At 29.5% G+C, this 12,983-nt stretch carries 13 protein-coding genes; all 13 read right to left on the reverse strand.

The window, feature by feature from the left end; translation table 11 throughout:
- Window positions 1-104: 104 nt before the first annotated feature.
- Window positions 105-1,394 (reverse strand): ClC family H(+)/Cl(-) exchange transporter, encoded by a 1,290-nt coding sequence (locus IMK15_RS01540; protein WP_285162442.1) that lies wholly within the window; start codon window positions 1,392-1,394, stop codon window positions 105-107.
- On the reverse strand, window positions 1,391-2,338 hold the full coding sequence (locus IMK15_RS01545) for a transglutaminase domain-containing protein (RefSeq protein WP_192941632.1): 948 nt from the start codon (window positions 2,336-2,338) through the stop codon (window positions 1,391-1,393). The genes IMK15_RS01540 and IMK15_RS01545 overlap by 4 nt, the downstream gene beginning before the upstream one ends.
- 18 nt (window positions 2,339-2,356) lie before the next feature.
- Window positions 2,357-2,818, reverse strand: a complete 462-nt coding sequence (locus tag IMK15_RS01550) for a COG2426 family protein (RefSeq protein ID WP_046328486.1) — start codon at window positions 2,816-2,818, stop codon at window positions 2,357-2,359.
- 49 nt (window positions 2,819-2,867) lie between these two features.
- Window positions 2,868-3,854 (reverse strand): class II fructose-bisphosphate aldolase, encoded by a 987-nt coding sequence (locus tag IMK15_RS01555; protein WP_046329245.1) that lies wholly within the window; start codon window positions 3,852-3,854, stop codon window positions 2,868-2,870.
- Window positions 3,855-3,961: 107 nt separating this feature from the next.
- The gene (gene pflA, locus IMK15_RS01560) at window positions 3,962-4,696 is read right to left on the reverse strand and encodes a pyruvate formate-lyase-activating protein (protein ID WP_046328485.1); all 735 of its coding nucleotides are present in this window, start codon (window positions 4,694-4,696) and stop codon (window positions 3,962-3,964) included.
- A 62-nt stretch (window positions 4,697-4,758) separates the two neighbouring features.
- Window positions 4,759-6,993 (reverse strand): formate C-acetyltransferase, encoded by a 2,235-nt coding sequence (pflB, locus tag IMK15_RS01565; RefSeq protein WP_192941633.1) that lies wholly within the window; start codon window positions 6,991-6,993, stop codon window positions 4,759-4,761.
- Window positions 6,994-7,178: 185 nt separating this feature from the next.
- Window positions 7,179-8,546 carry an ATP-binding cassette domain-containing protein gene (locus IMK15_RS01570; protein WP_192941634.1) on the reverse strand — a complete coding sequence of 456 codons (1,368 nt, stop codon included), beginning with the start codon at window positions 8,544-8,546 and terminating at the stop codon, window positions 7,179-7,181.
- Window positions 8,539-9,234 (reverse strand): energy-coupling factor transporter transmembrane component T family protein, encoded by a 696-nt coding sequence (locus IMK15_RS01575; RefSeq protein WP_192941635.1) that lies wholly within the window; start codon window positions 9,232-9,234, stop codon window positions 8,539-8,541. The genes IMK15_RS01570 and IMK15_RS01575 overlap by 8 nt, the downstream gene beginning before the upstream one ends.
- A gap of 1 nt (window position 9,235) precedes the next feature.
- A complete protein-coding gene (locus tag IMK15_RS01580; RefSeq protein WP_192941636.1) occupies window positions 9,236-9,829 on the reverse strand; it encodes an MptD family putative ECF transporter S component in 594 nt (197 codons plus the stop codon).
- 162 nt (window positions 9,830-9,991) lie between these two features.
- Entirely contained in the window at window positions 9,992-11,194 is a 1,203-nt protein-coding gene (locus IMK15_RS01585; RefSeq protein WP_192941637.1) for a dicarboxylate/amino acid:cation symporter, read from the reverse strand.
- Between the two features lie 70 nt (window positions 11,195-11,264).
- On the reverse strand, window positions 11,265-11,939 hold the full coding sequence (locus IMK15_RS01590) for a DNA alkylation repair protein (protein ID WP_046328479.1): 675 nt from the start codon (window positions 11,937-11,939) through the stop codon (window positions 11,265-11,267).
- Between the two features lie 37 nt (window positions 11,940-11,976).
- Window positions 11,977-12,483, reverse strand: a complete 507-nt coding sequence (locus tag IMK15_RS01595) for a GNAT family N-acetyltransferase (RefSeq protein WP_046328478.1) — start codon at window positions 12,481-12,483, stop codon at window positions 11,977-11,979.
- 109 nt (window positions 12,484-12,592) lie between these two features.
- A complete protein-coding gene (locus IMK15_RS01600) occupies window positions 12,593-12,853 on the reverse strand; it encodes an ATP-binding protein (RefSeq protein WP_046328477.1) in 261 nt (86 codons plus the stop codon).
- Window positions 12,854-12,983 lie beyond the last annotated feature (130 nt).

Raw genomic sequence — 12,983 nt, forward strand, 5'->3', positions numbered from 1 at the left:
AGTTTCAATATATAAACCTTATCACTTTTTTATGAAAGGTTTTTTACTGTTTTTTTGGAAATAATTTGTACAAAAAAAAGCATGCCATTGCATGCCCAAATTATTTACCTGTTTCCTAGCATTCTTTCGTATAAGTCTTCATAGAATGGCTTCTTACCTAAGGCTTCTGCTATTGTATATGCTAATAAACTAACTATTGCAAGACTTAATAGATATTCAAATGAACCACCAGTCATTTCAAGTATTAGTATTATTCCAGCAATTGGTGCTCTTACTATTGAAGAAAAATGTCCACACATTGCAAGCATTACAAATACTATTACCATACTAGGTGGTATTATACCTAAAGTACATAAAATACTTGCATAAAAATTACCTAGTAATGCTCCTATTACCAATAAAGGAACTAAGCTTCCTCCAGGAACTCCTACTGCAAATGATAAATAAAGTAAGAATATTTTTAATAGGTACAACACTACTATTTTTTGTATAGAGTAACTACCATACATATTCATAGATAAAAAATGTTCACCTGCTCCAAATGTTGTACCATCAATTAATAATATTATTGCAGTTACAACAAAGGGAACTAAAAACTTAAAATATTTATTCAAAGGTAATACTTTATTGAATACATCTTTTCTGTCTATTATTATATAATTAAACAACACACCTGAAATACCAGATAATATACCTATTAGTGCAACATAAATGTATGTGTGCATATTTAATGCTGCAATTTTTGGCATATCTACTAATGTAGGGTGATTACCTAATAATAGATTTGATGTTATTACTGCACAAAATACTATTACAGATGCACTTAAAAACACCTTTCTATTAGTCTTTTTAAATATTTCTTCCACTGAAAAAAGAACCCCTGTTATTGGTGCATTAAATGCAACTGCAAGCCCTGCACCTGCTGATGCACCTACATAATATCTTTCATCTTCTTCACTTTCTTTTGAAAGCTTATGTACAGCTTCTCCTACAAGCCCTCCTATTTGAACAGATGGACCTTCTCTTCCTAATGTCATACCTGATCCAACTGTTAATATGCTTGATACAAATTTATACACCAAAGTCTTTTCCCAATTAACTTTAAATTTAGCGTCTATAATACCATATACTACTGGTATTCCAGAACCCTTTATCATTGAATCTAAATTATTCATAAAATATATTACTGTACCTAATACAATAAAGGTTAAAACGAAACATATCTTACCATATATTGTCTTGTTACATACCTTTAAGTAGGATAGCATAAATTTTGCAAAATGATTTATACCCAATTTATACATTGTTATTACAAAACCACATATTATACCTGTTATAACAAAAAATAAAAGAGATCTCATGCTAATTTGTATCCATTTTCGCTTATTCTTCACTTAGAAACATCTCCTCTTAAATTTATTTCAATGTATTCATAATCATCAAAAATCACTTTTCTAACTGTATATCCTTGACTTATAATATCTCTTAATTTCTTTAAGTCAAAAGTACCACCATAATTTATCTTTATTACACCTTTACGGATATTTTTATGTATATATTTAATAAGGTCTTTTTCATTTTCTATATAATTACCTATTATCTTCTTTCTATTATAATCTGATGGTGCAGGTTTTAATCTTTTATCTGTCAATTCATGATTTTTAGAAAAGTACTTATTGCTTCTTAAAAAATATGAATAATTATTACCTCTATCTCCTAATGGATCATCAAATGTTACATCCACATTATACCATTTTCCATTAATTTTTACTTGATTCCATGCATGTCTTAGTCCTCTAGACATTCCTGCTAATATATTAACTTCTAACTTTGATTTTTTTGCTAATTTATAGAATAAATTTGCATATCCTTCACAAGCAGCTTTTTTATCTAAAATACCACTTATATAAGTTCTAGTATCATATTTACCAGTACTACTATATGTAATATTTTGTATAATATAGTCATGTATTGTCTTGGCTTTATCATAATCACTCATATTTTTTTTAATATTCTTCTTAGCCCACTCATCTATTTTCTTTTCCGCTAATATGTAGTCTTCTTTTTTTACTGAATATTTAACATGTATATTAGCACGTATATTCTCTTTATTTTCCTTTACTTCTATACTAGTACTAACTAAAAGATTCTTTATATCATCCTCTTTCATTACTTGTTCTACATCTGAATCTATCTCATTAGGTGATATATTATCAGTAAATACAAACTGTATATCAGTATCAAAATTCAAAAAACTTTGCCTTATTTTCTCTTTTAAATTTAATGTATTTGAAAATATATTAATAGACAAAAAATATATAATTAATAGTTTCTTCACTCTTTTTACACCAACTTCTCATATTAAACTTCTAAATCCTATGCTAACACAGCTCATTATTAAAAAAGCTAATACTACCCCAAATAGAACTGAGATTACTGTCTTTTTAAAATCAAGATCTAATAAGCTTGCGGCTAAAGTACCTGTCCATGCTCCAGTACCTGGTAATGGTATCCCAACAAATAAAAATAGGGCAACATAAACACCGTATTTTGAACTAGATTCTAACTTTTTACCTGCATTATGCCCTTTTTCTAAAAAATACTTAAATACCTTACTAGTATATTTAAATTCTTTACCCCATTCTAAGACTCTTCTTGCAAACAAGAATATTATTGGTACAACTAGCATATTACCTATAACGGAAATTATCATTATTTTCATTATATCTAATTTAAGTGCTACACCGTAAATAACAGCACCTCTTAACTCTATCAATGGAACCATTGATATTAAAAATACACATATATATTTTAACATTATTATTCCTTATACTAAAAGAGTCGCATAAGCGACTCAATTATTTATCTTACTTTCTTTCTTTACCTTTTTTGTAAGCTCCTTCAGCTCCATAAACATCTACTATCTTTTCTTTATAGTATTTCTTCATGAATTCTCTACCCTTAGCTAAGTATTTTCTTGGGTCAAATACTGTTGGATCGTCAGCAAATGCTTTTCTAACTCCTGCTGTGAATGCTAATCTTCCGTCTGTATCTACGTTTATCTTAGCAACTGCAGATTTAGATGCCATATGTAATTGTTCATCTGGTATTCCTAAAGCATCTTCGATCTTACCACCGTTTTCATTTATGATTCTAACATATTGTTGAGGTACTGATGATGAACCGTGTAATACGATAGGGAATCCTGGTATTCTCTTTTCAATTTCTTTTAAGATATCTAATCTTATATGTGGATTGTCACCTGGTTTGAACTTGTATGCACCATGTGATGTTCCTATAGCGATAGCTAATGAATCTACACCTGTCTTAGATACGAAATCTTCTACTTCTTCTGGACGAGTAAAGATATGTTCTTCAGCGTGTACTTCGTCTTCTATACCAGCTAAAACTCCTAATTCAGCTTCAACTGTTACATCATATTTATGTGCAAAATCAGCAACTTTCTTTGAAATTGCTACGTTTTCATCATAATCATATTTAGATGCATCTATCATAACTGATGAGAAACCATTTAAAATACAGTCTTCAGCTATTTCGTAGCTTGGACCATGATCAAGGTGTAATGCAACTGGTATATCTGAACCTGCTGCCTTAACGTATTCAACTGCTGCTCTACCTAACCAAGGAATCATGTCTCTACCGATATAATTTCTTGCACTTGATGAAACTTGAAGAATTACTGGTGCTCCCATTTCAACACATGCTTCAATTATAGCTTGTAATTGTTCTAAGTTATTGAAATTGAAAGCTGGAACTGCATATCCTTCTTTATTTGCTTTAGCAAACATTTCTCTAGTATTAACTAAACCGAAATCTTTATAGTTATACTTCATTTCCATGTTTTAAATCCTCCTATATTCTATATATATAATTTTAGCACAAAATACGCATATTTTTCAACACTTTTATTTAAAAAATCGTCCTGTAAAAGACGATTTTTTTATCTATTGGTTAATCTTACAGGTAATCCATAAGATTTAAATATATCTTCAGCTTTTCTTACTTGTTCTGGAGTTGGTGTAGGATTATTTTTTAAGACATAAACCCTTTTCATCATTTCCCATTTGGGTGCTCCCATTTGGTGAAATGGTAATACATCTACTCTTTGTACATTTGTTAATTTTGAGCAATATTCTCCCCATTTATGGAGATCTTCTTCGCCATCAGTATATCCAGGCACTAATACATATCTCAACCAAACTGGCTTATTTATTTCCTTTAGATATTCTGCAAACTTTAATGTTGGTGCTAAATTTACAGATGTTAATATCTTGTACTTATCAGGATTTATATGCTTGATATCAAGCAATACTAAGTCAACGTATTCTAATACTTCTTTTGCTCTTTGTGTAAAAATATATCCAGATGTATCCAAAGCTGTATGAATACCATGTTCTTTACATAATTTAAATACTTCTTTTATGAAATCTGGTTGAACAAGTGGTTCTCCACCTGATATTGTTACACCACCTGTACGTATAAATCCCTGAACTTTTTCAATTTCGTGAAATACTTCTTCTGGTTCCAATATCTTTTTTCTATCTTTAATATTCCATGTATCCACATTATGACAATATAAACATCTCAAAGGGCAACCTTGCATAAATAATACAAATCTTATTCCTGGTCCATCCTTTGTTCCAAAACTTTCAAACGAATGTATAAAACCCTTCATAAAATATTCACCCCTTATAATAAAGGTGCAAGAGAAATCTTGCACCTAAATATATAATATAACTACATCTTGTCAGATATTGTTCTGTTTATAACATCTAATTGTTGTTCTCTTGTCAATCTTACAAAGTTTACAGCATATCCTGAAACTCTTATAGTTAATTGTGGGTATTTTTCTGGGTGTTCCATAGCATCTTCAAGTAATTCTCTACCAAATACGTTAACATTTAAGTGGTGTCCTGTTTGATGCATATATCCATCTAATAATCCTACTAGATTTTCTTGTTTTTCATCTCTATCTTTTCCTAAAGTACCTGGTGTAATTGCGAATGTGTATGAAATACCATCATTTGCATCTTCAAACGGTATCTTAGCAACTGATGCTAATGATGCAACTGCTCCACTAGTATCTCTTCCGTGCATTGGGTTTGCACCTGGTCCGAATGGTTTACCAGCTAATCTACCATCTGGTGTATTACCTGTCTTCTTACCATATACAACATTTGAAGTTATTGTTAATACTGATTGAGTAGGTATTGCGTTTCTGTACATCTTGTGTGTTCTTATCTTGTTCATGAAGATCTTAACTATATCTACTGCAAATTGGTCAGTTTCGTCATTGTTATTACCGAATGGAACGTAGTCTTCCCCTTCGTTCTTATAGTCTATTGCAACACCATTTTCGTCTCTTATAACTCTAACTTTACCATGTTTAATAGCAGCTAATGAGTCAGCAACAATTGATAATCCTGCGATACCAAATGCTTCTGTTCTTTTTATCTTAGAATCATGTAATGACATTTCAAATGCTTCATATGAATATTTGTCATGCATATAGTGAATGATGTTTAATGCTTTAACATATGTAGTTGCTAACCAGTCTAGCATCTTATCATATTTTTCCCAAACTTCTTCGAAGTTTAAGTAGTCTCCTTTAATTGGTTCAAATTCTCCAAGTGGTGTAACTTGAGTTCCTTTAACTTCATCTTTACCACCGTTTATAGCATATAATAATGCTTTTGGTAAGTTAACTCTGGCACCAAAGAATTGCATTTGTTTACCTATTGTCATAGGTGATACACAACATGCGATACCATAGTCAGTACCAAATTCTGGTCTCATTAAATCGTCATTTTCATATTGTAATGATGATGTATCGATTGAAACTTGAGCACAGAATTTCTTCCAAGGTTTAGGTAATTTTTCTGACCATAATACTGTTAAGTTTGGTTCTGGAGCTGGTCCTAAGTTATATAATGTATGTAAAATTCTGAATGAGTTCTTAGTAACTAATGATCTTCCATCTCTTCCTATACCACCGATTGATTCAGTTACCCAAACTGGGTCTCCACTGAATAATGCATCATATTCAGGTGTTCTTAAGAATCTTATAATTCTTAACTTCATAATGAAGTGGTCTATATATTCTTGTGCTTGTTTTTCATCTATTATTCCTTCTTCTAAGTCTCTTTGAATAAAGATGTCTAAGAATGTAGAAGTTCTTCCCATACTCATGGCAGCACCATTTTGGTCTTTAGCAGCTCCTAAATATCCAAAGTATAACCATTGTATAGCTTCTTTAGCTGTTGTAGCTGGTTTAGAAATGTCAAATCCATATCCTTCAGCCATTCTCTTTAATGCTTTTAATGCAGCTATTTGGTCAAATATTTCTTCTCTATCTCTAACCATATCAGCTGTCATGTCATTTCCATCTATCTTATCGAAGTCTTCTTGTTTCTTTTCAATTAAGTAATCAACACCATATAAAGCAACTCTTCTGTAGTCACCTATTATTCTTCCTCTTCCATATGCATCTGGTAAACCAGTTATAACACCTGCGTGTCTTGCTAATTTAATATCTTGTGTATATGCTGAGAAAACACCGTCATTATGTGTCTTTCTGTATTTAGTATAAATTTCATTTGTTTCATCATCTAATTTATAACCAAATGCTTCTAGACTGTTTTTAACCATTCTTAATCCACCATTAGGGAAGATTGCTCTTTTTAATGGTTTATCTGTTTGTAGTCCTACTATTTGTTCTAAATCCTTTTCAATGTATCCAGGACCATAAGCATCTATTTGTGATGGTTTCTTTGTTTCTGCATCATAGATACCTTTTTCTCTTTCTTCTTTAATCATAGGCATTAATTTATCCCATAATTTCTTAGTTGCATCAGTTGGTCCTTCTAGGAAACTTCCATCTCCTGTATATTCAGTATAATTTAATTCAATAAAATCTGCGACATTTATTTCTTTGTCCCATTTACCGGTCTTAAATCCTCTCCAAGCGTCCATATTCGCCCTTCCTTTCATATATTAATATTCTTTACACTTATATTGTACTCTCTTTTATTTTTTTATCAATAATATTTTATTTATTATTTTATTAAAAAAAATATATTCTTTCATGAATATAGCTATAATCGTGCTTATGACAATCATTGTTTACAAGAAAAAATATATTTATTTATTTTGTTTCATTATACGAAACGAAGAATTTGCCCATCACAAAATTTTATTAGTTCTTTGTCATGCGTTATAACTAATATTAGTTTATTATCTTCCCTCATTTTCTCTATATATCGTATAATTTTATTCATTTGCATCTTATCAAGACCAGAAGTTGGTTCATCAAATATTACAATAGGTTTCTTACTAACAATAGCTTTAGCTATCATTAATCTTTGTTTTTCACCACCTGATAATATTTGTGGATGATAGTCTTTTTTATCATATAAATCAAATTCTTTTAGTACTTCTATTTTTTCTTCTTTGTTTTCACTTACAATAGAAATTTCTGACCACACAGAATCTGTAAATATTTGATAATTAACATCCTGCATAACCATAGAAATATATTCATACTCTTTCTTTATTTTTTTATCCATATAAAAAGTTTGACCATACTTATTTTTTAATAGGCCCGCTAATTTTCTAACAAAACTTGTCTTACCTACACCATTTTTTCCTGTTATAAAAAAAGTGCCATTATTTAATGAAATACTTGTATCTATAACAACATTTTTGTTATAGCAAACATAATAGTCCTTACAAACTAAGCCTTCATTGTCCCCTATATCTCTTTTTTTATGTAGGTCTATTTCTTTTACTTCTCTGTCTATACTTAAATCAGAAAAACTTCTTAATTGATATTTTTCAAAGTCTATAAGTGGTATTTCTTTTTTTGTATAAGTTTGTATCTTTTCATCTTGTATTATTAATAACTTATCCATTATGTCTTTTAAATAATATAGTCTGTGTTCTGCAATAATTACTATTTTCCCCATTTTTTTCAATAATAACAAGGTATTTTTTAACCATTCTACACTAGATTCATCTAAGGATGAGCTAGGTTCATCAAATAGGTATATAATATTATCCATGCACATACAAGCGTTAATCGCAATTAGTTGCTTTTGTCCTCCTGATAGCTTAAATATATCCCTATCCATTAAATCTTCTGTTTTTAATAATTTTGAATAATATTTTATTGTACTTTTTATTTTATCCTTACTAACATTCCTATTTTCCAATCCAAACGCTATTTCATCAGTTGTATTTATGCAATAAAACTGTGTCTTGGGATTTTGAAAAACTGTTGATATATATTTTGATCTTTTTGTCATACTTTCTTTTAATATATCAATGTCATTACATCTAATATTACCACTTACACTAGCTGCATTGAATTCAGGTATTATCCCATTTATCACTTTTAATAAACTACTCTTACCTGAACCTGACTTCCCTGTTATAACTATCAATTCTCCCTCGTTAATATTTAAATTTAATCCAGTAAACAAAGTCTTTTTTTCATACTTTATGCTTAAATTTTCTATACTAAGCAATTTGACCTCCTATCTGATAAATTAATAAACTAGTTGTTAAGAATAATAGGACATAGTCAACAATTCCAAATTTAACATCATAAATACTAGATCTTTTACCTCCTACTTCAAGTCCTCTTGTAATAGCAGAAATTGTAACCTCATCAGCTGTTCTTGTTATACACATCAAAAGAGGAACAACCCTATATTCAAATAATTTTAAGGGATGAAATATTAACTTTTTAACACTTAGACCATCTAAAAACATAGCATCTTTTATTTGACCATAATCTATTAGTATTGTGTAATAGAATCTTGCCATAACAGAAATAGGTATTATTAACTGATCTGGAAATTTCATTTTAGTCATGCTAGCTATAACCTCACCCATATCTGTAGTCATAACAGAATAACTTCCCATAGCGATACCAGGAATTATACTTAAAAATACTGTGTTCATAAATAGACACACGCTTAAAAGTATTGAATTTTGTATATTAAACATATATATATGAAGAATGAAGGAAATAACTGTTAGTATTATTCCCTTCAAAGCTATTTTAATATATCCCGATAACATAAATAATATGTAGGGTACAAATAATATTACTAGCATTAAATACATATTTCTAAATAAAACCTGTTCCATCATAGCTACGTATGATATAACTACGGTCATAAAAAATTTTGTTCTAAAATCTAGCTTCATATTATTTTTCCTTTAACATACCTGCCTTAACAAAATGTTTTTTCAATAAATGTATACCTATAGTGCAACCTATAAATCCACCTACTGCTGCTAGTAAAATACAAGGAACTATTACTTTGTATGACATAGCATTCATGAACTTATTAGCAAACTCAACTCCACGATGCATTACCAATCTTTGGTAAACCTTATCTCTTGAAATTAAAAGTGGAACAAAATTACCTATTACACCCATAGGAGTAATACTAAATGCTATTCTTTTTGCATTTAAATTTGTATAATTATCTTTTCTTATAACAAATTCTGCTATTATCGCACATATCATAAGAGTTCCTATTACAAATATTCCATGACCTGTTGCTAAAAATACTAATCCTAAAACAAATTGTTGTATTATTATCATACCTGGTTTAGTGATTTTAGTTGAATATAGCATATATATTGGTCCTGTTACAACACCAATTAAAAATGGTAAAAATGGCATTGTTACAGGAGAATGTGCAACCATTCCACACACAAAAGTAAAGAATAAAATTAGGACACTAAATAATCCTACATTAATCAAATCTTTAACATTTAAAATCTTATTTTCCATCAGTACTCCTTATTTAACTTGATTAGCCTAATTCTATCACTAATAATCACATTTTACAATATAATATAAGCATAAATGTCTAAATGAAACAAGTCTAATCGGTATAATTTTTTAAACAAAAAAAAAGAAGACTATAAGCTTTAATAGCCTATAGTCATATGTCTACTTATCTTTTTTTATAAATCTCTTATAGAACTCATCTACATAAATAGCTATTGCATTATCACCTGATACATTTATTGCTGTACCAAAACTATCTTGTGTTATATACAACGCTATTAGTAAAGCTCCTAAAGCTCCTTTTGAGTCTATATTAACCATATACAAGAATGGTAATGCACTCATAATAGCTCCACCTGGTGCACCAGGGGCAGCAACCATTGCAATTCCTAACATTGCTATAAATGGAAGAACTAGTGATACTGAATAATTCATTCCAGTCATAATTAATACACCCATTACACAGCTAGTTATTGTTATCATAGATCCTGATAAGTGTATTGTTGCACATAGAGGAACAACGAAATTAACTATTTCTTCAGATGTTTTGTTATTTAATCCACATTGTATATTTACTGGTATAGTTGCAGCAGATGATTGTGTTCCAACTGCTGTTAGATAACCTGGTATTTGATTCTTTATTAAATTAACAGGATTCTTCTTAGATACTGCTCCTGCTATGCTAAACATAACTAACATATATATGTAGTGCATAGCAAAAATACATAGGTATATCTTGATAAATAGTTTAATAATGGCAAAAACTTCACCAGTATATGACAACTCACAAATTATACCGAATATGTGTAGTGGTAATAATGGGATTATAAAATGTCTTAATATTCTTGTTACTATCATTTCAAAATCATTAAATAAATTAAAAGTTGTTTCACCTGTTTTTTTCTTTCTCATGTAACTTATTGTAATTCCAACCATAAATGAAAACACTATTGCTGCTGTAACATCTAGTACAGGCGAAAGTGGAATGGTAAAGTATGGTGAAACTACCATCATTTTATTAGATATTGTATCTTGTAAACTTTTAACTAATTCACTTGATACTAAGCTTGGATAAATATTTGATGCTACTGTGTATGAGAATAGTCCAGCTATAATAGTAGACACATATGAAATACCTGCTGTCAATGCTAAAAGTACACCCGCACCTTCAGACAATCTAGCAATCCCTATTACAACAAACCCTATAATCATAAAAGGAATAAAGAATGATAAAAAACTTCCAAAAAATGTACTGAAAGTTTTAAATACCCTTACAAAACCTAAAGGCACAAAAGTTCCAAGTAATATTCCTAGAAAGATTGCAATAATTAATCTAGGAACAAGTCCAAATTCAAGTTTTTTCATAAAAACCTCCAAATCGAAAAAAATATATTACTAAATTATACCCAGTTTTTAATTTTTTTCAATTCTTTTCTCACTTCTTGAGTAATTTTAAATATTCTTTTTGTTCTGGAGTAATACGTTTACTCTCACATGCTTTTTGTATTGTCATATTGTGAATTATTGTATCTAACCTATAATCTTTAATGTATTTTATACTATCATCCCATTTCTTTGCTAAAGCCGTTGCAAAAAACCACGCAACCATCATTTGAACATAATACTCTTTGCTATGAATAAAAGTTGGTATTTCTAAATACTCAGGCTTAAAATCATCATCAAGAAAGTAAGACATTAACATCTCAATTCCAAAACGACAAGTATATGTCTTTTCTGATAAAGACCATTCTTTGATTTTTTTCAAAAGTTTTGTCTTATTCTTCTTAAAAATCTTAGGCGACATAATATCACAAACAGCCCAATTATCTACAAAAGGCAAAAATTTATCTATTTCAGTAATACATATATCGTAGTCCTTCATTTCAGAAAGAATAAGTCCATGAAGCATATTTTCATCATAGTATTTATGTGGTAGTTCTTTTAAAAATTTAGATACTTCCTTTTCCTTTACAAGTCTTTTTGCAAGCTTTCTTACTTCCGGAACTCTAACACCTATAATACTCTTTCTAGAAATTCCTGGAATCAATTTTGACTGGAAATCTCCATATGAAATATCCTGTAATGAAAATAGTTCATCTTTAATATTCACTTCTTACACCTCTTATTTAATATTTTTATACTTTTTCCTATATATTAATCCAATACCTTCTTGTTGTAACATTCCCTCTTGGTAATATATTTTTCACTTTGTTTTCCAAAATTCCGCCATTATTTTCTATAACTTTTATTGATCCAATATTGTCATCATCACATGTAATCAAAACTTTATGTAGATTCAAAGTCTCTTTACAATATATAAGTGCCATAGAAAGCATTTTTGTTCCATAGCCCTTCATACATTCAGATTGTCTAATTTCGTACCCTATGTGGCCACCATAGTTAAGTAAAAAAGAATTTAATTCATGTCTAATATTAATTTCACCAATAAATTTTTTATTATCTATCAACCAAAATGTAGTAGATCTAACATAATTTATAGGTAAATTTATACCATGTTCCATATTATATGAACTTTCTATAATTGTCTCATAGTTTCTAAAACGTCTTTCTGCATACGGTCTAAAAATTTCATCTTCTTCATTTGCTTCTATATAACTTTGAATATATTTCTTATCTGGTCTAATTAATTTCATAAGCCCTCCTTTATTAATCATATTCCTTCACTCCACTTACAATACACCCATGAGGAACTAAAGAACTAAGTCAAAGTTCCCTAATATTAATTTTTATAACTACATTATCTTACTTTAACAACCACTCAATTATATCAATAGACTGAATTCCATCATATTCGTCATCAATAACTTTATCTAGAGTAATAACCATTTTTTTATAATTATTATGGATTTTTTGTAACGGTTTTAATTCTCTTTCTCTTACAGATTCATTTTTCATGCTTTCTGTTACTTGAACATACATTTTTTCATTTGCATTTGTGACAATAAAATCGACTTCTAAATTGTTAATTTTCCCAATTGCTACATCAAACCCTCGTCTTAACAAGTGAACTACCCATAGTCTAAAGCCTATGGGCTTCCTGCTTCGCTACCTTGTAACCTACTATCTCCACAGGCGTTAATTCGGGTAGTCCCTACCCTATATTTTTTTTATTACGCTATTTGTCTTAATCCTT

It is taken from the genome of Sneathia sp. DSM 16631 (assembly GCF_014892235.1).
Lineage (GTDB): Bacteria > Fusobacteriota > Fusobacteriia > Fusobacteriales > Leptotrichiaceae > Sneathia > Sneathia vaginalis.

What these genes read in the sequence shown, in the direction of transcription:
- IMK15_RS01585 (WP_192941637.1), bottom strand. Translation starts at nt 11,194, where the DNA reads ATGAAAAAACTTGAATTTGGACTTGTTCCTAGATTAATTATTGCAATC.
- IMK15_RS01595 (WP_046328478.1), bottom strand. Translation starts at nt 12,483, where the DNA reads ATGAAATTAATTAGACCAGATAAGAAATATATTCAAAGTTATATAGAA.
- IMK15_RS01580 (WP_192941636.1), bottom strand. Translation starts at nt 9,829, where the DNA reads ATGGAAAATAAGATTTTAAATGTTAAAGATTTGATTAATGTAGGATTA.
- IMK15_RS01555 (WP_046329245.1), bottom strand. Translation starts at nt 3,854, where the DNA reads ATGAAGTATAACTATAAAGATTTCGGTTTAGTTAATACTAGAGAAATG.
- pflB (WP_192941633.1), bottom strand. Translation starts at nt 6,993, where the DNA reads ATGGACGCTTGGAGAGGATTTAAGACCGGTAAATGGGACAAAGAAATA.
- IMK15_RS01550 (WP_046328486.1), bottom strand. Translation starts at nt 2,818, where the DNA reads ATGTTAAAATATATATGTGTATTTTTAATATCAATGGTTCCATTGATA.
- pflA (WP_046328485.1), bottom strand. Translation starts at nt 4,696, where the DNA reads ATGAAGGGTTTTATACATTCGTTTGAAAGTTTTGGAACAAAGGATGGA.
- IMK15_RS01575 (WP_192941635.1), bottom strand. Translation starts at nt 9,234, where the DNA reads ATGAAGCTAGATTTTAGAACAAAATTTTTTATGACCGTAGTTATATCA.